This window comes from Vibrio genomosp. F10 str. ZF-129, assembly GCF_000287055.2.
GTDB lineage: Bacteria > Pseudomonadota > Gammaproteobacteria > Enterobacterales > Vibrionaceae > Vibrio.
Genome location: NZ_AJYQ02000137.1, coordinates 201,937 through 227,039, shown reverse-complemented (window position 1 = coordinate 227,039; position 25,103 = coordinate 201,937). Strand labels below are relative to the sequence as shown.

Here is a 25,103-nt window from a genome sequence, read left to right as displayed (position 1 = left end):
TAATCAAAGAGCCTCAGGTTGTGGCTCTTTGATCATGATAAGAAGAACGGACAATTAACAGAAGCGTACTAAACAAACATGTCGCTCAATACCTGAAAAAATCGGTCGATCTCTTCTTTGGTGTTGTAGTGCATCAAGCCGACACGAAGAATGCCTCCTTTTTGCGTCACACCCAGTGCATCGGTGAGCCGGTCCGCGTATAAGTGACCACTCCACGTATATATTTCATGCTCACCTAAGTGTGTCGCCACCTTTGCAGGGTCAACCTCACCAAAACGAAGGGCAAAGGTCGCCGTTCGATTATCTGTACCAGATTCACCCAGAAGTTCAATGGTAGGAAATTCATTTAGGCGCTCTAAAAAATAGCTCGACAGTGACGTTTCATACTGATGAATATTGCCATATGCCGACTCTAGTTGAGCACGCAAGCTTGGTCCTTCGCCTAACGAAGCTAGGTAATCAATTGCGCCAGAGAACGCTGAGAGTGCTTCAAAGTTAAGTGTCCCAGTCTCCCAACAGTTGGGAGCATACGTTGGAGCCGGTTCAACCTTGTAAGGTCGGTATTTCTCCAACAATGCTTGACGACCAAAAAGTACCCCTAAGTGAGGGCCAAAAAACTTGTAAGCAGAGCCAGCAACAAAATCAGCACCTAACTTCTGGACATTGAGAATTTGATGAGGCAAAAGATGGACAGCATCAATAAACACTACACTGCCATTTGCTTTGGCAAGATCAGTCACCTTCTTAATATCAACGAAAGTTCCAGACAAATTGCTGGCTGCGGTCATCGCAACAAGGCGTGTTTTTTCATTAAGCAGTGACTGGAAAACCTCTAAATCAAGATTACAGCTGGCATCCTTAATGGGAACATAATGAACTGTTACACCTTTGTCTTCGGCCGCCATCGCCCATGAAGAACGATTGGCCCCGTGATCAGCATCGCTAAGAATGATCTCGTCCCCTGCCTGCCAATCTTGGCTGATTGCACGACTGAAATGGAACGCCACTGTCGTCATGTTTGCACCAAATACGATTTCATCTTTTGAACTTGCGCCAAATAAAGCCGCGGCTTTCTGCCTGCAAACATCCACTAGGCTGACCGTATTTTCACTCACAGAGAATCGCCCGCCCAGGTTTGAATTACCATGCTGAAGATAAGCGCCAAACCCTTCGATGACGGAAGTGGGTAACTGCGTTCCACCGGGGCCATCAAAATACACTGGAGACAGACCATTGTTCAGATTCCCTAACGCAGGGAACTGCTCACGTAAACTCATAACGTTGCTTGAATTAAGCGGTAAATACGAAGACATCACGAACCCCTTTTTTGCCCGCTTCACTCGACAGAGTTTCGGAAATATAGTGGAAAAATCGAGAATCGTTCAAAATAACGAACTGATTCTCTTCTAAAATAGTATTTAAATGAGCGTGCTGTTCCACAGGGGACATATAAATCTTGGTAAATCCCCCGGTTATATTTTTGCGCTGAACACAAAAAATACCGACAAAACGATAACCATCTTGATGAATACCTTCAGGAGCTGGAGAACTGGTGGCATCGGAATCGCAAGTCACTCGAATTTGATGAACCTCAACCACAGAGCTGTCTTTGTCAGTCCCTGTTTTTTGCATAAACGATTTGAGTAAATGTTGGAAATACACAGTGTTCACCATGTCGTGATCCATCTCTGCGAAATCTCGCTCTACATCACCAACAAGACGGTTAAATTCCGATGACTGATTAAAGGTGCAGTGAGGTAATCTCTCGACTCCTTCTTTATTCGCTTTAAACCGCGCATATGAGCGGAAGCGATGATCACTGTCGACATACTTATCAACGGGTAAATCATCAAAGTACGGACAAAGTGTCGGTGCGACTTCATTCGGGGTTTGAAAAGCATCGATGAGAATTTTATTTTCCATTTCCATGACTTGTCCTTATTTGGCTTACGACCAAATGGTTAACAATAAATTAACAACAAGCTTATTATCTCGCCTATTAATATATTATCAATACATAAAACCAAATACGCACATATATTCCAGAATTAAAACCCAAAACAATCAATAATAGGAATTAAAGACCATAATTATTGAATTGTTAAGTTCATATGACTGAATAAAAACCATTTTGCAAAATCATCATGAGGTTTTGTATGGAAACTAACAGTTAAAATGAGAAAGCAAATTCAATCTAGGTCAACGCTCATTTTGTCGTTACTACGCTGTACTTCCAATTAATTGATAATCTAACGCTTTTTGCTTTAACTCTTGGTACTTTACCAACAACTGTTGCTTATCAAGATGTTCATCACCAAAGAAGAAACCATCGTTACTCTTAAGTTTTTCAAAATTATTGGTGAGCATATCGAGTACTAAATCAGATTTTTGGATTGTGTAGGAAGAGCACGATTTTCCATGAATATCATCCAGAAGATCCAGAAGATTAGATCGAAAGCTTTCCTGAATAAAAAGATCTTGCAGTGCTTCTGCACTCTGGATCGCCAATTCCCAGTTATTGTTGATGGCCGTTTGATGCTCAATAACGTGAGCACTAGCACCAAGCAATTTTAGTTGTTTAAGCTTGTTTTGGTAGGCCAAAAGAGCACAGTGTTTCTCTAGCTTGTAAAGATCAAACTTCTCAGCTTCAGACAGCTGAAGCGGGTTTTTTAATAAATAGTCAAAGAAGAAGCGAGTTTCAAATCGTTCTACACCATGAAAGATTGGCGTGTCTACTCCGTTACTATTGAAATGAATTTTTGGGTCAAATCGGTACATGTACCCGAAATCAAACAACTTAATTCTAGCGCTGTCTGATTGCAAAATATTGCCAGGACAGAAATCCCACTCAAAAAGGCCACGGAGTTCTAAATGAATAACCGTGTTAAAGATTTGGTCAAACACGGATTTATCAAGGCGCTGTAATGGTGCGCCGTCAATCCATGGCGAAAGAATGATGCCGTCTTGAAATGAAGCGTATTGAGTTTCCACTATGTGTTGGAAATCTTCAGGGTTGGATTGCTTCAAGGCTGAAAGGTCAATTCTTCTTTGAACTTCATTTAGGAAAGAAGTTTGCCCATCGATATTCTGTACTAAACTTTCCGACCGCTTAGTCTTTAGCGTCCAATCTTTACCCTCAATTCTTATATGATACACAATCGCAGTTAACCCTGATTTGAATGTTTCTACAACGTAAGGGCTTTGAGAGGTTGTTTTTTTCAGCTGGTCTAAAGTCAGTGGAATAGCATTAAGATCACCAAGTTTTAGGTTTTGTTTGCTGTTCACAAACTCTAACTGGACGGTTTGTCGTTGTTGCTCAAGATTCATTGTTTTTGCATCCTCCATTAATACACTTTTCCTTTAATACACTGGAAGAATATATCGAGGTGCGGTGCCTACATACTGTGATGGTTCTAACTAATTAAGAGCAAGAATTTTTCACCCTCAGCATGACATTACTAATTCAAATTCATTCTGTGCCACTACCTTACCGTTCACCTGCAATTCGACCTTATGTATTCCTGAGTAATAGACCCGGGTAGTAATTGGTTTTATTGTATGCTTTTTCTTTATTGTCAGTCTGTTACCAGGTTCTATATCGACAACACGCCATTTAAATACCTTAGGTGACGTAGTGCCGTTCGCTTTCTGATGGTGAACAATGTAGTCGATCATCAACGGTTTAACGTGTTTCATTGTCGATTTAATCGTTGCACTCAGTTGGATTGAGCCACCATACATGAGCTTTGGCGCGGAAATATCGAGTAAACACTCATCCAATTCTACATCGCCATACCCCAACGCTTGTAACGTGGCCGGGTGTCCTGATTTTATCAAACTACGGCAAGCATGCTTGATCAATTTTTTTCGCTCTTGGCTGGCACCAATCAACCAGCCTCCGACAACTTGCGCCACTAAATCAGGGTGATCTTTACTGATATCATTCAGGTTGTTAGCCACTGATCGACGAACGTATTCGCTTGGATCATCTTTGAGTTTTTCCAGTAACGGTAACAACGCCTGAGGGTCTTTAACAAACTTGTTAAGGCGCATTCCCCAGGGCAAGCGCGGCCTTGAGCCTTCACTAGCCAGACGACGTACATGCTCGTCTTCATCCAAGGCCCACTGATGAACCACCAGCATTGTTTGATCCGGCTGTTCATCCAAAAATGGTCGAATGGCAAACTCTGAACTTGAGCGTTTAGTCATCTCTTTCAGTAACTTCATTGACAAGTCGAAATGCTGCATACCATGACGCGAGACATAATCCGCCAGCGGCATGATCGCCCAGCCATTCACACCACGTTGTGTACTTGGTTTCGAAATGGTGGCATCAGGTGCCTGAGCATCAATTCGCTCACCCAGCACTCGGTGCAGAATTTCACTGCTGCGCTCGAAGTCCTTAGGTAAGTAGTTGCTTAGCTGATGACATATGAGGTCACTACGCTGTTTTAGCTCCAGACTTTCCAGTTGGCTGTTAACCGCTGCAACGAACGCACTGTCATCGAACTGGTTATCAACTTGTTTTAGCTGACAAGCGAGGTTTTCTACCAGTTGAGGATTAAAAATATTTTTGAAAGCTTCAGGCATATAAATGAGATCCTAGTTGTTGAATATTAGTCACATGATTTTCTAAGGAAAAAACGCTTCCACCGCTTGAGAACATCGCTAACATAAGTTTCTCCTGTATCGTCGTCTATCCCTATATCCCGCTGAGAAATGAGTATATTCCTATTGATGCCAACTTATGTCCTATTAACATTCGTGTCCCATTGAAATTTATCTGCTTAGTGAGAAAATATGACATTTCCTATTAGGGAACATAACAATATCATGTACGCTAAAAATATTTCGTTTTCGTTCAAGAGAATAAGTAAACCTCTACATGTTACAGAATATATTCTGAACTAAACCATCTAAAATTTATATTTATACATGTTTATTTTCATTACTAGTGTTATAAATCTATCCGGGATACCTCATACTTATCGCCTTATTATTTCTAACATAACGATATCGTTACCGTTAAGTTATTATTAAAATATCTAATATTAATATCATTCACACCAGGTTAATTATTTTTAGTGGGTAATTTATACATTCCAATATAAAACCTAGGACCATTTATGATTAATATAAATAATAGTAGCATGAAAATAACTCTTAACGTTATTTATAAGTTTGGTTTGATATTTTTATTGCTTTCATTTGCTTCTTCGTCTTACGCAACGATGAAGCTATATGATGCAACAAGTAGTTCTTACAATGGTAACTATAAACCATCTAACGTTATAGATAATAATTATGATTCAAAATTTATTACTGGTAGAAAAGATACTTCCCCTTGGTGGATGGCTAAAATCCCTAATAATAACAGTTCTGACCTTACTGTCAGTATACATACAAAAAATCCCAATAGAGTTAATAGTGCTGTCATTTCTTTGCTAGATAGTTCCAATCAAGAAATAGATACAAGAGTCATTGAATCAAAATCCACAGTTTTCGAATATAATTACGATTTTAACGACCTTCCTTACGGGGCCATTTATTTTATTAAAATATCAAAGTACGGTCGATTTCTCGAAATCTCAGAGGTAGCAGTAAATGATAATTATGACGAGCAACATTATTCTCATCTAACAAACCCATATTTAATTAATCTCATAAAAAACTCAAATGCTTCGGAGGGCAATTTATCTAGATGGAAAACCACTGGAAAGCATTGGAATGCCATCATTGATGGTAAGGATAGTGGCTTTCATATAAACAGTGATAGTTGGCATAGTAAAGAGCAAGTTATTGATCTAGTTGAAAATGGTTTTTCTCCAAGAGTTTTGGACCAACAACCACCCATTGTATTTTCTGAACAATTTTCAAACCTTGAACATTCTGGAAAATATAGTTTAAACATAACATTGCTCGATAAAGATCTTAATGTCATTAAACAGTGGAGAAGTGGTCATAAGAACCACAATAGTGATGCAAACGTTAAAGATCAAATTTCTTCAAAAATCACTCATTATGGAGCCGGATTAAGATTTATAAAATGGCAACACTCTGGAACTCGAGGTCGATTAGAAGATCAAGTATTATTTATAATGCCACCTAACATACTAAATAGTCCCGACAAATTAAAATCTTGGAAGACTAATGGGAAATTCATCGTAAAAAGTGGGATTGAAGGAAGTTCTTTTAAAACCTCTAGTAATTGGGCTACAAGGGAACAATTTATAGATCTCTATTCTTTAGGCTATTCTAAGGAAGAATTGGAAATAAAACCTCCTATTATATTTTCTAGTCGATATGGAAAAAATTGGCATCCAGATTTTTTCCGACTAGAAATAGCTCTTTTTGACGAAAATTTTAGAGTTTTTAAATCATGGGATTCTGGAGTACTAAAAAACCAAACAAATTCAACAAGTAGCGACCAGTATGAAGATGCATTAGCTAATGTATTTGAAGATTATGATGGGAGTAAATTACGTTACATTAAATGGCGAGAGAGTGGTAAAAGTCTTGAGTATTCTGATGATTATTATGGCGTTATAATGAAAGATCCTTACATAGGTATTGTCAGTATACATCCTGGTGATAAAAATAAACTCCAATTGTTTTTATCACATGACTCTATACCAGTGACGAACCGCTCAACAATCCATCAGAGGTCTTCTTTTTTCTCTCACCTTTTTGAAGCTCTTGAATTATCAGCAGTTGCTCTTCTAGGTTGTAATCCAGCATCTATAGCCCTCAGCTCTGGTGGTTTATGTGCTGGAGCAGTAGCAATTGATGCAGCCATTATAGCGACATCAGTTATCAGACATTCAGAGGATTATCCTTCCTATAAAGTACACAGTAAAAATGATACTAATTTTTCATCTTCTTGGTGTGAAGCACCTGAATAACTGAGGTATATATAATGACATTTAAATGGATTGTATTATTAGTTCTTTCTTATAACTTATTTATATCTTTTATTGTTTCTGCTGAAGAGCCAGATAGAAATGGTTGGACATTAACTCGACCAAATCCAAACGTTGTTAGAGATGTAGATAAGAAATATCAACTACCAATGTCAACAGATGCTATAAAAAAATCACAAACAGGATACATGAAAACCCTTTATGATAGAGTGGATTTATCGTCTGATGATGACGGCCTATATATATATGTGTATTTATTTGGTGGTAATGATAGTCACGGTAATGAGTTTATTATTCGTCGTGCAGATAGGCCTGATGACAAAGGGTATTTTAGTGATGGAAGTACACGCTACTCCTATGAAGGGAATCCTGCTAATGAAGACGAGCCGCATCATATGTTTGTCCGCCATACTCAAATATCGTATGGATCGAATGATTACTATCCAGGTAAAGTTTGGTCAGCAGGGGCACTCGAGATAAAGTATGGAAAAATAGTTTGGGTTTCTGTCCGGTCTGGTCATTATACTCCAAGTATTGATACTTTGGATTATGTCGAAAGCACACTTAGAGCTTGGGGGTTATGGCATGAACATACTGAGAAACATGACTACAATTGGGTCCCAGATAAAACCAATCCCCCTAAGATACCGACGGAAAAACAGTGCCATGATGAACTGTAGATCATTTTTTGCGATGATTTTCAGCCCTATATGTTGACTCATAAACGAGTCTGGATTAAAGAAGATTGAACCAAACTAAAAAATGGACCTCACTGGCTTTTGTCCAAGTTTTTAAATGTTCACAACGCAAAAAGGACTGGCTAGTGGCCAGTCCTTTTTAATCAATTCTTATAACCCAAGATATTACTCGTAATCTGACGCGTAAGTCTCTTCGTAGGTGTGCGAGTAGAGCTCAAACAAATTACCAAACGGGTCTTCTAGGTAAACCATTTGTGCAGTCTTGCTGTCATCTTCTGGGTGGTAGCGCATAATATCCATGCGAACCTTACCGCCATATTGTTCAGTGCGCTCAATCACACCTTCAAAGTCATCAGTTTGCAGACAAAAATGGAAGATACCAAGACGAGAGAAATCCACTTCATGGCGTTCTTGACGTTCTTTCATCTCAAACATTTCGACACCAATACCATCAGAGGTAACCAGGTGTGCGATGTTAAAACCTTTAAAGCCTTCACCGAAAACAGCAATACACATACGACCAATCGCTGTTTCGCGCTCTTCGATAACTTTGGTGTTATTCATCACTATTTTTAGACCCAGCGCTTTGGTGTAAAACTCAACCGCTTTGTCCATATCGCCAACCATAATACCTACGTGATTCATTTTCATAATTTGCTCCAATCTCTAAGAATTTGTGTCATACCTTGTTTCGATGAAGAGAGTATAAGCAAAGGAAAATATTAATAAAAATTATCATACATTATAAATATGATAATTATATTTTATTTAAATTCATATCATCAATACGAATTACTCATTTAACATTAACGTATCGAAACGAATGAATACACAAAATACATAATAATCAACGAGCTAGATTACGAATTGGAGAAACGTGATCTTCAAACGACACATGTCGTCGAAGAAATGTTGTGCCTTCGATGAATTCAGGCTGACTGATCCGATCCATTCGAAAATGACGGAAATCCTTACGGGTAGAATCCCATGCGACTAAATACCATAGTGGTGGCAAAATCAGCATAGCTTGAGGTTCAACAAGTCTATTGGTTACCGCCCCTTTTGCGTCTCGGTATTGAAAACGCAGGTGCCGTTTTTTCAGAAAAGCTGTCTCGAAAGCTGGCAACAATGTGGGATCCATTTGTCCCATATCAGTGATGTCCACCTGCGGTGCAAGTTTCGCAACATACAAACAATCTAGTAGACGGCGTAAGTCACGTAACTTGTCTGAAGGCAAGGCTTTTTCTATTTTAGCAAGCCCAACATCGGCGAGACCTGAAAATGGAATACCTCCAGTCGCATACATCGAAGCAACACTAATGAGAAGTGCAAAAACCTCTGCAACTGAAAGGCGTACTGTGGTTTGAATAGAGCGAGGATCAAGTTGAAGGCCCCCTCCCCGTCCAGGTTCAGAATGAATAATGAAGCCTTCATCGCGCAGTGCGCAGATATCACGTAGCACTGTACGCCGAGATGTACCCACTTCTTCCATTAAATCGGCGACCGTCGATGTGCCATTACGGCGAAGGCTGCGCACGATTGCGTCTTGTCGTTGACGAACATTCATTTATAAATGGGCTCCAGTTAATGGTGTCAATATATGGCACCATTAACTTATATACTTAATCCAACGCGCCAGCAAGAAGATTACGACGCTGTAAAGTACATCCGTAAAGCTGGCAAAATTGCCATCCAAAAAGGAAGGGATGGCAACCTAAACATTCCCAATAGATGAAGGATAAATAAAATGTTTGATCCAACCGATTTCCCCAAATCCACTCTTATTCCAGTCAATGGTGTACAGATCGAAGTCTTCGAAGCGGGTTTGCAAAATGTTGGAAATCCGATTGTACTTTGTCATGGGTGGCCAGAACATGCCTTTTCTTGGCGTTATCAGATACCCTCACTAGCGCAAGCAGGCTACCATGTCATCGTTCCAAACCAGAGGGGGTATGGGAAATCATCTCGCCCGATAGAAGTGACTGATTATGATATTGAGCATTTGTCGGGTGATCTCGTTGCACTCCTCGACCATTATGGATACGAAGATGCCACTTTTGTAGGACATGACTGGGGAGCAATGGTCGTCTGGGGTTTAACACTATTGCACCCAAATAGAGTGAGCAAGGTGATTAATCTGAGTTTACCGTATCAACCACGCGGAGAAGTCCCGTGGATCGAGTTCATGGAACAAATATTTGGACAAGACAACTATTTTGTCCACTTTAATAGACAGCCTGGAGTGGCAGACGCCATTTTGGATATAAACACGGCTCAGTTTCTTCGCAACCTTTATCGCAAAAACCTACCGATTGCTGAACCGAATCAGGGCATGGTAATGGTCAATATAGCTCAAAGCGAACAACCACACGGTGAGCCAATTATGAACGACAGCGAACTTAATGTTTTTATCTCTGCGTTTGAATTAACAGGGTTTACAGGGAGCATAAATTGGTATAGGAACCTCGACCGTAACTGGCGCTTATTAGCAAATGCACACCCTATAATTCATCAGCCAACACTAATGATTCATGGCGACCAAGATGTTATTCCACAGTTTAAATATTTGACTGATTTCGTTCCTCATGCCGAAGTAGTAAGCCTAAATTGTGGACACTGGATTCAACAAGAAAAACCGCAAGAAACAACCACCGCAATCTTAAATTGGTTAAAACAACAAGACGCTTGTTCTTAATAATTAACCTTCTAATCTGTACCAACCACCTCATATCGATGGTTGGTACTGCCATAAACATCAATGAACGAAATAGGCTTGATCAAGGAAAATATGGACAACGTCATCTTTTTTAAAACCGAAGAAGAGTTCCAGGACTGGCTAAGCGGTCATTATCGACAAACCACTGAAATTTGGGTGGGGTACTTCAAAAAGAACACTGGCCGACAAAGTATCAGTTGGTCAGAGTCTGTCGACGCCGCACTTTGTTTCGGTTGGATAGATGGTATTCGTAAAACGGTGGACCAACATAGCTATAAGATCCGGTTTACACCGCGAAAGTTTAATAGTGTATGGAGCGCTATAAACGTACAAAAAGTCGATGCACTTAAGTCACTTGGCAAGATGCGGCCAGAAGGTCTACACGCATTTAATAACAGAGCCGACACTCAAGGATATTCTTCTCGACAAAGAAACGTGGCCCTTTTACAAGACTATAAAGAGCGAATAAAGGCAAACCAATCAGCTTGGTCAGTCTTCACTCGTTTGGCACCGTCCTATAAAAGAGATTCCATTTGGTGGGTAATGAGCGCGAAAAAAGAAGAAACTCGATTGAGAAGGCTCAGGGTTTTGATCGCGTCAGCCGAAGAAGGACTCAAGATTCCAATGTTGCGAAAAAAATGAAAGTCATGTACCTAGAATCACGTCGAGGTATGCATTTCAAAGTGGGAGAAGCCATCATTTCTGGCTCGTATTGTGGCATTGTTGAAGTAGGTTTCGACACGCCAGCAACGGTTGATTATGAGGGTATTGGACGTTATCAAATAACGTTTACAGAGAAAAACTACCCCCTCTGACTACTTTACTCTGATTCTTCTAAGCAGTAGATCGCTCTTGAGGCTCCTGCTGCTTTCCAATCCAAAATTTGTTACATCGAGTCCTTAGCCCACCTTTTTATTCTACTAAATACTTAGTTTAATGGTCGAGATCAGTTATCAAATCCCCTCAGGATGCTTCCATCATCATAAAATCATCACAAATTTTACGGGTACTTTTTAATGCGATTATCGCAATAAAACGTGTAAGGTACACTAAATTGACGAAAGCTCATCTGAGATAATCACACATCAAGGAAGCGATAATGACTGCAAGAACCTCAGAAAAAAAGACAATTCATGCCCAATTCGATAACAGCTATGTGCGAGATCTGGAAGGCTTTTATCATCAACAAGGTGCTGAACACGCTCCCTCTCCCAAGCTTGTCGCGTTCAACTACGCGCTGGCAAAGTCACTCAATATCGATGTAACTCAAGCTGACGATGAACAATTAGCACAAGTTTTCTCTGGTCAACAGCGTTTAGAAGGATCAGACCCAATAGCTCAAGCGTATGCTGGTCATCAGTTCGGCCATTACAACCCGCAGCTTGGGGATGGACGCGCATTGCTGCTCGGAGAAGTTATTGACGTCAAAGGGCAACGAAAAGACATTCAACTCAAAGGCTCAGGGCGAACCCCTTACTCGCGATCAGGCGATGGTAAAGCAGCCATCGGCCCTGTGATCCGTGAATACTTAGCCGCGGAAGCGATGCATGCGCTTCACATTCCAACAACACGCGCACTCGCAGCGGTGACCACTGGCGAACAAATTTGGCGTGATCACATGGTAGATGGTGCAACGCTAACCCGCGTCGCCGCTAGCCATATTCGAGTGGGGACTTTTCAGTACTTTGCCGCTCAAGGTGATCCCAACGACGTAAAACGATTGGCTGACTATACGATTGAGCGTCATTACCCAGAAGTGAAAAATTCCGATTCACGTTATCTTGAACTACTCAAATCTGTCTGTGCGCGACAAGCTATTTTAGTGTCCAAGTGGCAGCTCGTTGGCTTCATTCATGGGGTGATGAACACAGACAACACCACCGTATCAGGGGAAACGATTGATTATGGGCCGTGTGCCTTTATGGACCACTACGATCCAAATACATTATTTAGTTCCATTGATGCAAATGGTCGATACGCATACAGCAATCAGCCTCAAATAGCGCAATGGAATTTAGCTCGATTTGCAGAAACGCTTTTACCGCTGCTTGCAGAAAGTGAAGAGGAAGCGGTAGAAATAGCCACTAATACGCTGCATGAGTTCATGAGTTTGTATAACCAATTATGGCTAGATGGCATGCGCACCAAGTTAGGCCTTACCAATCAAGAAGATGGCGATCTTACACTTGTGCAAGACACGCTGACCATGCTTCATGAACAACACATCGACTTTACTCTGTTTTTCCGATCATTATCATCTGCCCTCCTATCGAATGACAGCAGCACACTCACACTCTTTTCTGACGTAGAACGATGGGGAGAATGGAAAACAAAATGGCTTGCGAGAATAGAAAGAGAGGCAATAGCTGAAGGAGAAAGAGTCTCTTTGATGAACGCTCACAATCCCGTTTATATTCCTAGAAACCACAAGGTAGAGGAAGCATTATCGGCGGCTGAGCAACAAAACGACTTTCAGCCTTTTGAGCGATTACTGTCAGTGCTAATGAATCCTTTTGAAGTACAGCCCGATTGTGAGGAATTTGAGCTCCCTGCACCGAGTGGTTTTGGCCCTTATCGAACGTTTTGCGGTACATAGAACGATCGGTACGGCACTGAAACGATCGGTAAAGACATCCAAATGCGTATTTTTAGTTAATGAGTAAACCACCCAATTAACTGAAAATACGCCATGTTCACTGGCCAATTCCGTCACACCCTCTATCTGTCTCCAATCAAATAAGAGTGTTCTTTTCTTTGATGTGCGTTCTTAGGGTCTCTACTGTAATAAGTCTCCGGCTATCTGCCTTTAGGTTGCAGTTCAATTAGCGGAATTTGGTACAGATACTCAGTATCCTGCTTTCCCTTAAAATGTGTCTTTTTTTCAAGGAACGTGCTGACTTCTCCACGCTCTCCATTGCTTTTATCCAGCTTTTGAAACACGGCCCACGAAGCATCATTTTTCTCAGTGATCGTCGTTTCAACCGAATTAATGCTGCTAAGATGATCTCGACTTAGCAATTCATCTAGCATGCTCGATGCCAGCCCTTTACCTCGAAATCTTGGCGCAACCGCCACTTGCCAAACAAATAATGTATTGGGCTCATCGGGTTTTCTATACGCCGAAACAAACCCAGCGATATCATCATTGTACCGCGCGAGAACACATGTTTGGCTAAAATGCATAGATTGAAGAAAGTGACAATAAGATGAGTTAACGTCAAGAGGTGGACAAGCAGCAATCAGGTGAGAAACATCACTGCCATCTTCTACTGAAGGTTCAGAAAACGACCATTTCTTGCTCGTGTTTTTCTTTATTTCGGGATACGCCGCCCATAATGCTGATGCGATCATACGCAGTTACAACTCCTTTGAACTCTAAATGATTATTTCAGTAACTATCATCCTGATTGAGAGATATAAATCAAATAAATGGTGTTTAACAGTCAAATTACGTGACAGGGATCTACATAAATTCTATTATCGAACATCATTTTAATTAGAACTCTAATCTATTTTTATCTGGCGCTTGAAACGTACTTGGTTTAAGGATGATTTAGAAGTGCACACTGATGAACCGAAGCTACTGTGGATCCATTACGAGCGACGTTAACTTACTGCGAAGCCATATATGCGCTGGATGGTGTTCATTTCTCTTATGCCAAAACATATTGTGTACTACAGGTTTACTTTTTATTGGTGGTGTTAAGCTCTTGAGCCCCAACTTATTCGCGTATTTAGCCGCAAGACTGGTTGACGTTATACCGATACAATCACTTTCCGAGATAAGGCCCATCAACGAGACTAATGAGCTGCATTCACAGCTCACTTTTCGCTCCGACATCACTTCGTCTGAAATGTATTCCAACACCGTTAAGTCTTCACGGCGCAATTTAGACGTAATATGTTTCTCTTGATAAAACTGTTGCTTGGTAATCGAATCTTGAATGCGAGGATGATCTTCACGACAAATCAACGCCGCTTCTTCTTGATACAAAAACTGGCTGTTATAAGATTGGCTCGGTAATTGACCAATATCGATGGCGAGATCCGCTTGCTGTAAGTTCAACTGCTGCAACAATTCATCTTCACTGTTTGGGGTGAGTTGGAATTGAATATCACAATTCCCCATATCGTCATCGTTTAGCGTTAATGGCAGCAACAAGTTCATCATTGACTCATTCACATGAACCAAAAACGACCGAGGTGTTTGCTTGTCGAACCCAGACACATTATTGATGGCATTTGTGACCGTGCTATAAGCGGGTGAAATTTGATTAGCCAGTTGTATTGCACTAAGCGTTGGAGATATTCCCCTTCCCTCACGAACAAACAGTTCAACACCCAATGTCTTTTGCAGTCGTTTTAATGCATAGCTCACGCCCGGTTGGGTCAAGCCGAGTGAATCAGCGGCCAATGTGATTGAACGTTGTTGGTACACCTCTAGAAAGATCCTCAATAAGTTGAAATCAAATCGCTGTTCCATACTGCCTCATTAATTAATATATATTCATCTATATAAATGTTAACACATACGATTTATTCATGTTTTATCTAAAGTTGTGTTTATTGGTTCTTATCATTGCTGGGCGTAATCTACAGATAACGTTTGAGGCCAGAGTCGCACTTTTCTTTACGCCTTAAACCCCACTGTTGATTACTTGTCATAAGAGAAACAAAAATGCGAAATACGACTCTAGCTATTGCTATCCTAAGTACGTTATCTTTAAATGTCTCTGCACAATCACACGATCACGAACACTTCGACGCGCTAGAAATGGCGCGCTATAAAGGTAAAGCAGCCACAGAACATACTGTTGAAGCGAACCGTGCATTGGCTAACCGTCTTCCATTTGAAGATCGCACCGCGTTTGAAGAGCAAAAACGAGGTCTTATCGCTTCTTTTGGCGATCACGATGCAGGATTAGCCCGTATTCCATTTATTGATTTCATGCAAAACGTCAACCCAGAGCAATACCCAGATACCGTTAACCCTTCTATTTTCCGCCAAGGGTTAATGAACTACCAAGCTCAGGGGTTGTACGAAGTCGTAGAGGGTGTCTACCAAATCCGTGGTAGTGACGTTTCAAACATTACCGTTTTTCGAACAGAAACAGGCTACGTATTAAATGATCCTGGCCTACTCGACGAGACGACTAAAGATGCATGGGAATTTGCAAAACTGCATCTTCCAGCTCCTCATACTATTCATGCCGTTATTTACTCTCACCCACACGGTGATCACTTTGGAGGCGTTCGAGGCCTAGAAGCTGACTTTGCTGATGATGTCAAAATCATCGCACCTGAGGGTTTTGTTTCTGCGCTTGCTGATGAGAATATGGTGGCAGGTAATGCAATGTCGCGCCGTACAGATTATCAATATGGTACAACTCTTGGTCTAAATGCTCGTGGCCAAGTGGACATGGCGATTGGTCTAACCAAAGGAACGAAAGGCGGCTTAACGCTGATCACGCCTAACGTTGAAATCACGGATAAAGTTGAGCAACATAAAATCGATGGTTTAACGTTCGAATTCACTAACGTACCAGGCGCAGAAGCACCAGTTGAAATCCTAACCTGGGTAGAAGAGTACAACACGCTATTTACTGGCGAACTGACTTACCACGGCATGCACAACATCTACACATTCCGCGGTGCAAAAGTACGTGACTCTCTAGCTTGGACTAAGTACCTGACTGAAATTAAGCTTGCGTACGGCGATCGTATTGAAGCATTGACGTCATCTCACTCGGCTCCTGTTTGGGACAATAAAGCGATCAATGAATACATCACGCTTCAACGTGACAACTATGGCTTCATTCACAACCAGTCGATGCGTTTAGCCAACAATGGCGTAACCATTAACGATGTAGGTCGTGAAATCGAGAAGATCATTCCAGAAGTTCAATTCAATACTTGGCACACCAACGGTTACCACGGTTCATACAGCCACAATGCACGTGCCGTTGTTAACCTGTATCTTGGTTACCACGACATGAACCCAGTCAATACAAACCCACTGACCACCATCGATAAATCATGTACGTACGTGGAAGCAGCTGGGGCGGAAACACTATACAGTGCTGGTATGGTTCACTTTGAAGCAGGCCGTTACCAACAATCTTCACAACTGTTTAATGACTTGGTTCAATGTGACCCAACGAATGAAACCTTCCGCAATGCACTAGCAGATAGCTTTGAACAACAAGGTTACCAATCAGAAACCATGGCATGGCGTAATAGCTACCTGCAAGGTGCGGTGGAACTGCGAACTAATGAAGTAAAAGATGGCGTGAATCAGATGTCAGCCGACATCATCGCAAACTCTCCTACGGCTAAAATCTTTGATATGTTTGCTGTGCGACTAAATTCGGTGAAAGCCATCGAAGCAGGCCTAGACTTCACGTTGACGACCGTTCACCCAGATACCAACGAGTTTTTCTACACTGAGGTATCAAATGGTAACATGACGACAGTGCAAACAGACAAGCAGCAGAGTGCCGATACAACCTTCTTCATTCATAAAGCGGATTTCTCTCAAGTGTTACTGCAGCAAACGACGCTAGGTCAACTGCTTGAGACAGGCATGGCAGGGTTCTCTGGAGAAGCGAAAAACGTACAGGCACTTCAAGGTGCAATGGAGCAGCCAAACCGTAAATTTGATATTCTTCCACTTATCAAGTAACACAACATAAACGTTAAAACGCCGCAGACTAAACCGTTTGCGGCGTTTTTATTGTTACGCCCAAAATGGATGTTTAACACACTCAGCTATCATCTACCGTTCGCATTTGCATAATTAAAATCACACTATGCCTAACTATTCTCTATATTTGTACCAAACTAGATGCCAAAACATGAACGACCGCGTAAACTGGATTCGTGATTAAATTCAAGCTAGATCAAGAGAATCAGTAATGACAACAAAAACGAAAACCATGGAAGTGCCTATCGCTATCGCTGATAGAGTTCAGGCTTTAATTGATTCATATGAAGCCAGTGAGAAATTTAAAGCTGAGCGTAAGTTAGTGGTGAACAACTTCCTATCTATGGATAAACTCAGTTGTGAAATGGCTGTTTACAGCTTGGCACAAGATGAATTACTCGACACGCTGAGATTTGTCTATGAGCTTTCAGGCACCAACAGTAAGTTCGTTAAGAACATCCTGATACAATCGAGAGAAAATCCGAAAAAGGTCTTATCCGACGCCCAAAGATCCTCTGCAAAAAGCCTGTTGTTTAACTTGATCAATGACCCTTCTGTCGTTTCTGCCATGAAAGAAATTTAACCATACGACGACTGCATATCGATAATTAAAAGCATGCTTGTCATGGGTTTGATCTTGAAATAGGAGGTCAAGCCCACAGCCACCTTACCTCTTAACACGCTCTTAACATTCTCTTAAGATGCGGGCTCATTGATAAAGTGAGACTGATAGAACTTAGGCGTTACCGCCAGCTTCTTTTTAAAATGACGCTGGAAGTGGGCCTGATCGGAAAACCCTAGCTGATACGCCACTTCAGAAATATTAAGACCCGATTTAAGCATACGTTTTGAACGCTTAATTTTTTCATCCATTAAATAAGCATGTGGCGGTAGACCATACTGGCCTTTGAATGCTCGCAATAACTGATAGCGGCTCAACCCTACTTCTTTAGCGAGGTCCTCTAATTGGATACTATGCTTCACTTCATCAAGCAGCTTTTCGCGAACCCGACCAAGGCTTGGGGTCAGTGGCTCTCGCTTAGATTGAATGGGGATTTTACTTAAACTCGACGCTAGAAAATCATACAAATAAGTTTGAATAGTCAATGGGCTTGATTCTGAATGTAACGCGCTAAATAGCCTTTGAAACTTGTTCTGTGCATACTCACTGCGTTCTAGATCATGCAAAAACGGCACATAGTCATTAAGATAGGCGTTATTGTCGTTACCTAGAATATCTTGTTGAAACTCACCCATTTTAAAAGCATCAACAAACAGCATGCAGTATGACCACGTTCCCGCTTCAGGGTTACACGAATGAACATCTGCAGGGTTTATCGTAACAATGTCTCCACTACCGATTTGATGCGTGTGACCTCGATTTTGATAGGTGGCATGGCCCTGTTGTATCAGGCCAAATGAGAATTCGTCATGTGAATGTGCTTGATAACAGGCTGTACTTCTATCAGCGATGCGCAGTTCAATCCATGGCAGCGTGGTACTTTGCTTAAAGTGAGCGCTGTTGTCTATTTTCATGATCAATCCCTATCAACTATATTTATCTAAACGGTCTGATCTCTCAAGTTTAGCTCTAACGGCAAAACACTATAACCAAATCATAGCGACGGAAACGGCCAGCAAGACGGCCATTACCCTATTAAACTGACGTTGTTTGGTGGGATTTTCAAGTTTTTTGGCTAGAACTCGTCCAATAACCGCCCAAATACCCACGCCAATAAAACAGGCAAACAAGGAAACACTGGTAAACAAAAACAAAGAAAGTTGCGCATTGTCTTGACCAATCACATACAAACTCACGCCTGACATCGCAACCAACCACGCCTTAGGGTTTAGAATTTGGGTCAACGCGCCCGACCACCAGATCATCAAACTAGGGGATTCAATCTTCATATTGTCTGTTGGTGCTGTATAAATCTTTACCGCCAAATAGACTAAAAATACGCTGCCAGATAGCTTCATCATTACTTCGAGTTGAGGCAATAGAATCACAATTGATTGCATCACACTACCAGACACAAAAACAACAAACGCATAGGCAATGGAAGCCCCCGCAACATGTTTGAGCGCATCTTCTACACCCCGATTTATGGCGGTGCTCGTTGCCAGTAAGTTGACGGGACCTGGGGTCACAGAGCCGACGAATGCAAACACCACCATGGCAAAAAATACACTGTTCATGATTACTCTCCTTTGACTGAGAAAATAAACCATAAACCGGCAAGAGTATTGAACGTTATTGCACGGAAAGATTCATCCAGCAGCCTAAAGGTTCGCACCATTCGAGTGGCGGTAAATAGGTAATATCTAGAAACAAATATGATCGATCACCACCTCAGCGACGTAGTATCAGCATAAGTAAAAATGACTGATACGGAGGCGGAGAAACGTCATGAGCGATTCATGTTTAGCCCAACAAGGCACAAAATTAGATAACACAAGCACACGTTGGCTACCGGTTTTTCCACTTCCTATTTTTCTTCTCAGTGGCGGGATGCAACGGCTAAGAATTTTCGAACCCAAATATTTAAAAATGGTGTCCCAAGCCACTCAGAATGATGGTTTTATTATCGGCTTTTTTAAAAAAGACAATCCATTTTCAGTCGCTGATTGGGGAACCCATGTGAAAATCGTCAACTTTGACATGGGAGAAGATGGGGTCTTAACCATCGATGTTTTGGCGGAAAGTATGGTGAAGTTCGTCAATATTGATACACAGAGAGATGGCCTTGTGATCGCCGAATCTGAACCACTAGCGCACTGGTCATCAGATCAAGACACAACATCGATTGAGGATGACGATGTTGTTGGGCTATCGGACACATTGAAAAGTGTCTTTGACACCCACAATGAGTTCTCTGCCCTATATCAAACCCGTTACTTACGCTACTCTAAATGGGTGTGTGCTCGTTTGCTTGAAATCATTCCTCTCTCTTTGGAAGAGAAAGAAATGTTTATTCAAGATATTAGCTTCGCACAACTAAAAGAACTCCTAAGTTCAATGTGTGAAAAAAATCAAAAGAAAAGTGATCCTATCACTTCATCCTAACGTAGTGTGTTTTAAATAATTAAGTAAGGGTGATTTCTAATGCATCGTATTGAAGGGAGTTCCGAACATAAACAGGGAGGAAACCCAATTACTAAGCCTAGTTCAGCAGCCCACGAAGATTTGTCATTGCACCTAGCTTCGGTCGCTCAAAACCAAGATAAAGAGGCTTTTACTCAGTTATTCGAATTCTTTGCGCCAAAAATAAAACGTTTTGGAATAAAGCAATATAGAGATGAACAACAAGCCAACGAACTCGTACAAGACACCATGACCAATGTGTGGAAAAAAGCACACCTATACGATAAATCCAAAGGCGCTGCCACAACTTGGGTTTACACCGTCATGAGAAATGCTTCCTTTGACCAGCTCAGAAAAAATAAAAACAACGCGGCTCAAAACTTGGGCGATGATATCTGGCCGTTGGAGCAAGAGTCTAGTGAGAGAGAGGTTGAATCACCGCCTTTTGCTGACCACTTGATGGACAAACGCATTCAAAGACTCGTTGATGAATTACCTGATGCTCAGAGAGTCGTACTCAAAGCGGTTTACTTTCAAGAATTATCACAAGAACAATTAGCGCAGCAGTTAGGAGTACCCATTGGTACCATAAAGTCACGTTTGCGACTTGCGCTAGAAAAAATCAGACAGAAGATGGGAGATCAACATTATGATTAAATACCACCCAAGTGACGCTCTGTTAGAAGAGTTTGTATCGGGGAAAATGGTGGCTTCTGTTGCTGTTATCGTTTCTAGCCATGTTGAAATGTGCCATGAATGCCAAGAAAAAGTCGCAAAACTTACCGAAAACGCCGCCATGTGTGCTTTTGGCGTGAGCGACCCATGGCTAGAAGGTGAACAGACACAAGTTGATCTGCGAAAAGGTGCCCAGTTTGAAAACAGTCGATTTGAGGATGAGTATCTTCCTGAGCAACAAACGTCAGCGATCGATTTAATTCAAAGCATCACCGATACTCCGCAAGCTCAACCGATGTCAATGCCAATAACAGTGACTGAAATAGAGGTGTCTGGGACACGAGTCTCATTACCGAACGCCATTCGCTCTCTTTCTTTGAATGAATGGCAAGGACTTGGCAAGATATCCAGGGCTCGATTAAACCTTGATGATGAAAAACGAAGAACAAGCCTATTACATATCGATAAAGGTGGACATGTTCCTTCTCATACGCACAGAGGCTTTGAAATAACCCTGTTACTCCAAGGTAGCTTTAAAGATGAAATGGACACCTACCATGCGGGGGACTTCATCTGGTTAGATGCAAAAAACACTCACACACCCACTACACAAGATGGCTGCGTGTGCTTAACTGTATCGAGTGATTCGTTACATTTCACCCAAGGGGTAAGTCAACTCTTTAACCCATTAGGGAAGCTCATTTACTAGTAAGCGCCACACTTTTATCAAAGGCGCTTTTCAAGGACAGTATGATGAAAAAATTACAAATAGGCATTAGTGCTTGCGTAACAGGACAAGAAGTTCGTTACGACAAAAGCCACAAACGCTCTTACTTCTGCATGGAAGAACTCAGTGAATTCGCAGATTTTAAGCCCGTTTGCCCTGAAGTCGCCGTCGGGTTGCCCATCCCTCGTCCTACGATAAGACAAATTTCCAAAGGCGACGTCATTACCGTTTCAAGACCTGACGGTACAAGTGATGTCACCGAAGCGTTAACTGAATTTGGTATCGCACACGCTAAGCAATCCCAGGATTTGTCTGGGTTTATCTTTTGTGCCAAAAGTCCAAGCTGTGGCATGGAAAGAGTCAAAGTTTATCAAGAAGATGGTAAAGGCTCAGAGATGACAGGCGTCGGTCTGTTTTCTAAGCAAATAATGGAAAATAACCCATTATTGCCTTGTGAAGAGAACGGGCGGTTGAACGATCCTGTGATTCGCGAAAACTTTATTACGCGCATTTTCACCTATCAAAAATGGTTAGATCTGAAAGAAAGCAAAATAACGCTCCACAAACTCATCACATTCCACAGTAATCACAAATATTTACTGATGAGTCACAACATTGAAAGCTATAAAGCACTCGGGCGCCTTCTGGCTGATCCGCAAGATCCTATCGAAACGGTCGCAAACCAATACATTGCCATGCTAATGGAAGCATTGACCATTAAAGCCACCCGCAAGAGCCACGCCAACACGTTACAGCACTTACAAGGGTACTTTAAGAAACAACTGAACAAAGAAAAACGCAAAGAACTCAGTGATGAAATCGAAGCTTATCGCCAGGGCTTAACACCGTTACTGGTGCCGGTCACCTTGATAAAACACTATTTGCTCGAGTACCCGAATGAGTATCTGGCAAGTCAAGTGTATTTGGATCCACACCCTAAAGAACTCCGCTTGAGGTATGGGTATTGAGCGCATTACTTTGGATCCGAAGAGACCTACGTATTCATGATAACCCTGCTCTTTGCGAAGCCATAAAACTAGGGGCCAAAACCGCTGTTTATATCTCCACTCCATTGCAATGGGAACAGCATAACTTAGCCCCGATACAAGCTGACTTTATTGAAAGACATCTCTGCGCCCTAGCCGAGCCTTTAGCAAAGCTAGGGATACAGCTTATACACCTACCCTCTACCGATTACCGTTCGCAAATTGACGTTCTCACTTCATATTGTGAAGAACAGGGTATTGATGCTGTGTGCGCAAATAGTGAGCCAGAGATCAATGAACTTGAACGAGACCAAAGTTTCAAACACCCACATATTGAATTAAAAATCTTCCATTGCGATACCATTTTACCTGTAGGCACGGTACTCAATAAGCAAGAGACCATGTTCAAAGTGTTTACCCCGTTTAAGAACGCATGGCTCAAGCGCGTGCAACTCACAGGCATTGGTTTCAATGAGATACCTCAGTCATCGACTCACCAGTTGGATCCTGAATTAGCATCAACCCAAACAAGTCGTGTCATTGTTCTTGATTACCCTAAGGTAGACTCATCCCGCTGGCCCCTGAGTGATGCAGTAATGCAGTCTGTGATACCACGATTTTTCGAGACTAAGCTGAACGATTACCAACAGAACCGCGACTACCCCGGAATAAAAGGGACCTCAGGCCTGTCTCCTTATCTCGCAATTGGGGCCATTAGCCCACGATGGCTCGCCATTCAACTGATTCAACATCAACCGGATATTGTTCACGATACCAACTTACCCGCTTTCAGTTGGCTCAATGAACTGATTTGGCGTGATTTTTATAAACATCTGTTGTTTCACTTTCCCAACCTAGCAAAAGGCGAAAGCTTCCAGGACAAATACAAGGGCATGGTGTGGCAACCCAACCACTCGCTCTTTTTAGCCTGGTGTGAAGGCAGAACAGGCTACCCTTTGGTGGATGCGGCGATGAAACAGTTAAACACCACTGGCTGGATGCACAATCGTTTAAGAATGGTCGTGGCCAGTTTTTTAACCAAACACTTGTTGATCGATTGGAGACAGGGCGAAAAATATTTCATGTCTAAATTAATTGATGGTGACCTCAGCGCTAATAACGGCGGCTGGCAGTGGGCTGCGAGCACAGGCTGCGATGCTCAACCCTACTTTAGAATTTTTAATCCCATCACGCAGAGTAAAAAGTTTGATCCAAATGGCGATTTTATTCGTAAGTATCTACCAGAATTGAACAATATTCCCAACAAAGACATTCATTTCCCTCATCAATATTTGGAAGTTAATGGCATTCGAGATACATATTGCTCTCCAATTGTTGACCACAAAGATGCGAGACAAAGGGCACTCGATTTTTTCAAACAACATCATTTGCTGACAGGCTAAATTCTTCAATGTCTGGCGGTAAACTACAGTAAGGCAGACAGTATGCAGCGCTCATTATGGTTACAAAAATTCATCGATGTATACCGTGAGTTAGGAACCGACAACCTTTCAACCCTTGCGAGTATCTATCACCCGAACGTGGTTTTTATTGACCCTCTCCACAAAGTTGAAGGTGTGCAAGACCTGATAGCCAGTTTCGATCGAAGCTACACCAATATCATCAGTTGTGAATTTCACATCAAGCATGCCTTTGAGTCTGAATCTGAAGCCGCTGTATATTGGACCATGACATTTCGCCACAAAAGCTTAAATAAACAAGAACCTATATCAGTCCAGGGACACTCTCACTTAAAATCAGACAACGATGTGGTGACTTTTCACCGAGACTACTTAGACGTTGGTGCGATGATTTATGAACATGTACCCCTGTTGGGTCCGGTGGTGAAAAAGTTAAAACATAGGGCGGGAAAATAATGCGTATATTAATCACGGGGGCGACTTCAGGAATAGGTAAAGAGCTCGCACTGAACTACGCTCAGGCAGGACATGACGTGATCGCCTGTGGCAGAAGCCAAGAAAAGCTTAATGTGCTCAATCAACAACACCCCAACATACAGCCGCTTTGCTTCGATTTAACCGATTATGATAACTACCCAAGTGACCAGGGCGTATGGGGAGCATTAGATCTGCTTATTTTTAATGCTGGTGACTGCGAATATATTGATGACCCTCTCAACTTTGATGCGAAAAAATTCGAACGGATCATCAATATCAACCTCATTTCTATTGGATATGGGCTTCAAACGTGGCTCAAATCACTTCAGTCAGGAGGCCGACTGGTGCTCGTGAGTTCAAGTGCTGGCCTTTTGCCATTGCCGAGAGCGGAAGCTTATGGATCCTCAAAAGCAGCCGTGACTTACTTAGGCAAAACGTTGTCTGCGCACCTGGCCCAACACGATATCAATGTTACAGTTGTTCATCCTGGTTTTGTCAAAACCCCACTCACCGACAAAAACACATTCCCAATGCCGATGATCGTCTCAACACAAGAGGCTGCACATAAGATTATCGATGGCATAGAGAAAGGGAAAGCTGACATCAGCTTCCCCACCCTGTTTATATTTATGATGAAATGTTTACGCTTTTTACCTTCATCACTTTGGAACCGAATTGCGACTAAAATGGGATAA

At 41.8% G+C, this 25,103-nt stretch carries 25 protein-coding genes; 15 read left to right on the top strand and 10 right to left on the bottom strand.

Going from position 1 to position 25,103, the window contains the following annotated elements:
* Positions 1–68: 68 nt before the first annotated feature.
* The 4 genes from A1QO_RS19480 to A1QO_RS19465 form a co-directional block, all read right to left on the bottom strand.
* Complete coding sequence (locus tag A1QO_RS19480) at positions 69–1,313, bottom strand: cysteine desulfurase-like protein (protein WP_017041929.1); 1,245 nt, start codon at positions 1,311–1,313, stop codon at positions 69–71.
* Complete coding sequence (locus A1QO_RS19475; RefSeq protein WP_017034823.1) at positions 1,291–1,929, bottom strand: 2OG-Fe dioxygenase family protein; 639 nt, start codon at positions 1,927–1,929, stop codon at positions 1,291–1,293. Before A1QO_RS19475 ends, A1QO_RS19480 begins: the two co-directional genes overlap by 23 nt.
* Before the next feature lie 291 nt (positions 1,930–2,220).
* Positions 2,221–3,327 carry a hypothetical protein gene (locus tag A1QO_RS19470; RefSeq protein ID WP_026026956.1) on the bottom strand — a complete coding sequence of 369 codons (1,107 nt, stop codon included), beginning with the start codon at positions 3,325–3,327 and terminating at the stop codon, positions 2,221–2,223.
* A 117-nt stretch (positions 3,328–3,444) separates the two neighbouring features.
* Positions 3,445–4,590, bottom strand: coding sequence for a DNA alkylation repair protein (locus tag A1QO_RS19465; protein WP_017034825.1), 1,146 nt, complete (start codon positions 4,588–4,590; stop codon positions 3,445–3,447).
* Positions 4,591–5,126: 536 nt separating this feature from the next.
* Between A1QO_RS19465 and A1QO_RS19460 the strand changes: the two genes are divergently transcribed.
* Both A1QO_RS19460 and A1QO_RS19455 read left to right on the top strand, forming a co-directional pair.
* Entirely contained in the window at positions 5,127–6,902 is a 1,776-nt protein-coding gene (locus A1QO_RS19460) for a hypothetical protein (protein WP_017041928.1), read from the top strand.
* Positions 6,903–6,916: 14 nt separating this feature from the next.
* Entirely contained in the window at positions 6,917–7,600 is a 684-nt protein-coding gene (locus A1QO_RS19455; RefSeq protein WP_017040304.1) for a hypothetical protein, read from the top strand.
* 183 nt (positions 7,601–7,783) lie between these two features.
* Here A1QO_RS19455 and A1QO_RS19450 read toward each other — a convergent pair whose 3' ends face one another.
* Together A1QO_RS19450 and A1QO_RS19445 are read right to left on the bottom strand one after the other, a co-directional pair.
* The gene (locus A1QO_RS19450) at positions 7,784–8,269 is read right to left on the bottom strand and encodes a VOC family protein (protein ID WP_017034828.1); all 486 of its coding nucleotides are present in this window, start codon (positions 8,267–8,269) and stop codon (positions 7,784–7,786) included.
* Positions 8,270–8,465: 196 nt separating this feature from the next.
* On the bottom strand, positions 8,466–9,185 hold the full coding sequence (locus tag A1QO_RS19445) for a helix-turn-helix transcriptional regulator (RefSeq protein ID WP_017034829.1): 720 nt from the start codon (positions 9,183–9,185) through the stop codon (positions 8,466–8,468).
* A 180-nt stretch (positions 9,186–9,365) separates the two neighbouring features.
* Between A1QO_RS19445 and A1QO_RS19440 the strand changes: the two genes are divergently transcribed.
* From A1QO_RS19440 to A1QO_RS19430, 4 genes are all read left to right on the top strand, one after another.
* A complete protein-coding gene (locus A1QO_RS19440) occupies positions 9,366–10,313 on the top strand; it encodes an alpha/beta fold hydrolase (RefSeq protein WP_017041927.1) in 948 nt (315 codons plus the stop codon).
* Between the two features lie 93 nt (positions 10,314–10,406).
* Positions 10,407–10,976, top strand: coding sequence for a YdeI/OmpD-associated family protein (locus A1QO_RS19435; protein WP_017040301.1), 570 nt, complete (start codon positions 10,407–10,409; stop codon positions 10,974–10,976).
* 5 nt (positions 10,977–10,981) lie between these two features.
* Positions 10,982–11,149, top strand: coding sequence for a hypothetical protein (locus tag A1QO_RS20490; RefSeq protein WP_170746660.1), 168 nt, complete (start codon positions 10,982–10,984; stop codon positions 11,147–11,149).
* Positions 11,150–11,433: 284 nt separating this feature from the next.
* On the top strand, positions 11,434–12,930 hold the full coding sequence (locus A1QO_RS19430) for a protein adenylyltransferase SelO (RefSeq protein ID WP_017034834.1): 1,497 nt from the start codon (positions 11,434–11,436) through the stop codon (positions 12,928–12,930).
* Positions 12,931–13,130: 200 nt separating this feature from the next.
* Here the strand turns inward: A1QO_RS19430 and ectA are convergent, their stop codons facing one another.
* Entirely contained in the window at positions 13,131–13,685 is a 555-nt protein-coding gene (gene ectA, locus A1QO_RS19425; RefSeq protein WP_017037540.1) for a diaminobutyrate acetyltransferase, read from the bottom strand.
* A 229-nt stretch (positions 13,686–13,914) separates the two neighbouring features.
* The gene (locus A1QO_RS19420) at positions 13,915–14,817 is read right to left on the bottom strand and encodes a LysR family transcriptional regulator (protein ID WP_017034836.1); all 903 of its coding nucleotides are present in this window, start codon (positions 14,815–14,817) and stop codon (positions 13,915–13,917) included.
* Positions 14,818–15,012: 195 nt separating this feature from the next.
* On the opposite strand from A1QO_RS19420, the gene A1QO_RS19415 reads away from it, so the two are divergent.
* Together A1QO_RS19415 and A1QO_RS19410 are read left to right on the top strand one after the other, a co-directional pair.
* A complete protein-coding gene (locus tag A1QO_RS19415; protein ID WP_017034837.1) occupies positions 15,013–17,016 on the top strand; it encodes an alkyl/aryl-sulfatase in 2,004 nt (667 codons plus the stop codon).
* Between the two features lie 232 nt (positions 17,017–17,248).
* Entirely contained in the window at positions 17,249–17,620 is a 372-nt protein-coding gene (locus A1QO_RS19410) for a hypothetical protein (protein ID WP_017041926.1), read from the top strand.
* A 113-nt stretch (positions 17,621–17,733) separates the two neighbouring features.
* Here A1QO_RS19410 and A1QO_RS19405 read toward each other — a convergent pair whose 3' ends face one another.
* Complete coding sequence (locus A1QO_RS19405) at positions 17,734–18,573, bottom strand: AraC family transcriptional regulator (RefSeq protein WP_017041925.1); 840 nt, start codon at positions 18,571–18,573, stop codon at positions 17,734–17,736.
* A 69-nt stretch (positions 18,574–18,642) separates the two neighbouring features.
* The gene (locus tag A1QO_RS19400; RefSeq protein WP_017034840.1) at positions 18,643–19,236 is read right to left on the bottom strand and encodes a LysE family translocator; all 594 of its coding nucleotides are present in this window, start codon (positions 19,234–19,236) and stop codon (positions 18,643–18,645) included.
* A 211-nt stretch (positions 19,237–19,447) separates the two neighbouring features.
* Between A1QO_RS19400 and A1QO_RS19395 the strand changes: the two genes are divergently transcribed.
* From A1QO_RS19395 to A1QO_RS19365, 7 genes are read left to right on the top strand one after another with little or no spacing between them, the layout of a single operon-like run.
* Positions 19,448–20,104, top strand: a complete 657-nt coding sequence (locus A1QO_RS19395; protein ID WP_017040298.1) for an LON peptidase substrate-binding domain-containing protein — start codon at positions 19,448–19,450, stop codon at positions 20,102–20,104.
* A 39-nt stretch (positions 20,105–20,143) separates the two neighbouring features.
* The gene (locus A1QO_RS19390) at positions 20,144–20,779 is read left to right on the top strand and encodes a sigma-70 family RNA polymerase sigma factor (RefSeq protein WP_017034842.1); all 636 of its coding nucleotides are present in this window, start codon (positions 20,144–20,146) and stop codon (positions 20,777–20,779) included.
* Positions 20,772–21,506, top strand: a complete 735-nt coding sequence (locus A1QO_RS19385; protein WP_017034843.1) for a ChrR family anti-sigma-E factor — start codon at positions 20,772–20,774, stop codon at positions 21,504–21,506. The genes A1QO_RS19390 and A1QO_RS19385 overlap by 8 nt, the downstream gene beginning before the upstream one ends.
* Before the next feature lie 41 nt (positions 21,507–21,547).
* Positions 21,548–22,492 (top strand): YbgA family protein, encoded by a 945-nt coding sequence (locus A1QO_RS19380; protein WP_026027105.1) that lies wholly within the window; start codon positions 21,548–21,550, stop codon positions 22,490–22,492.
* Positions 22,489–23,913, top strand: coding sequence for a deoxyribodipyrimidine photo-lyase (phrB, locus tag A1QO_RS19375; protein WP_017041923.1), 1,425 nt, complete (start codon positions 22,489–22,491; stop codon positions 23,911–23,913). Before A1QO_RS19380 ends, phrB begins: the two co-directional genes overlap by 4 nt.
* Positions 23,914–23,955: 42 nt before the next feature.
* The gene (locus A1QO_RS19370; protein WP_017034846.1) at positions 23,956–24,387 is read left to right on the top strand and encodes a nuclear transport factor 2 family protein; all 432 of its coding nucleotides are present in this window, start codon (positions 23,956–23,958) and stop codon (positions 24,385–24,387) included.
* Entirely contained in the window at positions 24,387–25,103 is a 717-nt protein-coding gene (locus tag A1QO_RS19365; RefSeq protein ID WP_017034847.1) for an SDR family NAD(P)-dependent oxidoreductase, read from the top strand. The genes A1QO_RS19370 and A1QO_RS19365 overlap by 1 nt, the downstream gene beginning before the upstream one ends.

What these genes read in the sequence shown, in the direction of transcription:
- A1QO_RS19365 (WP_017034847.1), top strand. Translation starts at nt 24,387, where the DNA reads ATGCGTATATTAATCACGGGGGCGACTTCAGGAATAGGTAAAGAGCTC.
- A1QO_RS19470 (WP_026026956.1), bottom strand. Translation starts at nt 3,327, where the DNA reads ATGAATCTTGAGCAACAACGACAAACCGTCCAGTTAGAGTTTGTGAAC.
- A1QO_RS19390 (WP_017034842.1), top strand. Translation starts at nt 20,144, where the DNA reads ATGCATCGTATTGAAGGGAGTTCCGAACATAAACAGGGAGGAAACCCA.
- A1QO_RS19400 (WP_017034840.1), bottom strand. Translation starts at nt 19,236, where the DNA reads ATGAACAGTGTATTTTTTGCCATGGTGGTGTTTGCATTCGTCGGCTCT.
- A1QO_RS19405 (WP_017041925.1), bottom strand. Translation starts at nt 18,573, where the DNA reads ATGAAAATAGACAACAGCGCTCACTTTAAGCAAAGTACCACGCTGCCA.
- A1QO_RS19420 (WP_017034836.1), bottom strand. Translation starts at nt 14,817, where the DNA reads ATGGAACAGCGATTTGATTTCAACTTATTGAGGATCTTTCTAGAGGTG.
- A1QO_RS19410 (WP_017041926.1), top strand. Translation starts at nt 17,249, where the DNA reads ATGACAACAAAAACGAAAACCATGGAAGTGCCTATCGCTATCGCTGAT.
- A1QO_RS19460 (WP_017041928.1), top strand. Translation starts at nt 5,127, where the DNA reads ATGATTAATATAAATAATAGTAGCATGAAAATAACTCTTAACGTTATT.
- A1QO_RS19445 (WP_017034829.1), bottom strand. Translation starts at nt 9,185, where the DNA reads ATGAATGTTCGTCAACGACAAGACGCAATCGTGCGCAGCCTTCGCCGT.
- A1QO_RS19480 (WP_017041929.1), bottom strand. Translation starts at nt 1,313, where the DNA reads ATGTCTTCGTATTTACCGCTTAATTCAAGCAACGTTATGAGTTTACGT.
- A1QO_RS19440 (WP_017041927.1), top strand. Translation starts at nt 9,366, where the DNA reads ATGTTTGATCCAACCGATTTCCCCAAATCCACTCTTATTCCAGTCAAT.
- A1QO_RS19465 (WP_017034825.1), bottom strand. Translation starts at nt 4,590, where the DNA reads ATGCCTGAAGCTTTCAAAAATATTTTTAATCCTCAACTGGTAGAAAAC.
- A1QO_RS19435 (WP_017040301.1), top strand. Translation starts at nt 10,407, where the DNA reads ATGGACAACGTCATCTTTTTTAAAACCGAAGAAGAGTTCCAGGACTGG.
- A1QO_RS20490 (WP_170746660.1), top strand. Translation starts at nt 10,982, where the DNA reads ATGTACCTAGAATCACGTCGAGGTATGCATTTCAAAGTGGGAGAAGCC.
- A1QO_RS19415 (WP_017034837.1), top strand. Translation starts at nt 15,013, where the DNA reads ATGCGAAATACGACTCTAGCTATTGCTATCCTAAGTACGTTATCTTTA.
- A1QO_RS19450 (WP_017034828.1), bottom strand. Translation starts at nt 8,269, where the DNA reads ATGAAAATGAATCACGTAGGTATTATGGTTGGCGATATGGACAAAGCG.
- A1QO_RS19455 (WP_017040304.1), top strand. Translation starts at nt 6,917, where the DNA reads ATGACATTTAAATGGATTGTATTATTAGTTCTTTCTTATAACTTATTT.
- A1QO_RS19430 (WP_017034834.1), top strand. Translation starts at nt 11,434, where the DNA reads ATGACTGCAAGAACCTCAGAAAAAAAGACAATTCATGCCCAATTCGAT.
- A1QO_RS19380 (WP_026027105.1), top strand. Translation starts at nt 21,548, where the DNA reads ATGATGAAAAAATTACAAATAGGCATTAGTGCTTGCGTAACAGGACAA.
- A1QO_RS19385 (WP_017034843.1), top strand. Translation starts at nt 20,772, where the DNA reads ATGATTAAATACCACCCAAGTGACGCTCTGTTAGAAGAGTTTGTATCG.
- ectA (WP_017037540.1), bottom strand. Translation starts at nt 13,685, where the DNA reads ATGATCGCATCAGCATTATGGGCGGCGTATCCCGAAATAAAGAAAAAC.
- A1QO_RS19370 (WP_017034846.1), top strand. Translation starts at nt 23,956, where the DNA reads ATGCAGCGCTCATTATGGTTACAAAAATTCATCGATGTATACCGTGAG.
- A1QO_RS19475 (WP_017034823.1), bottom strand. Translation starts at nt 1,929, where the DNA reads ATGGAAATGGAAAATAAAATTCTCATCGATGCTTTTCAAACCCCGAAT.
- A1QO_RS19395 (WP_017040298.1), top strand. Translation starts at nt 19,448, where the DNA reads ATGAGCGATTCATGTTTAGCCCAACAAGGCACAAAATTAGATAACACA.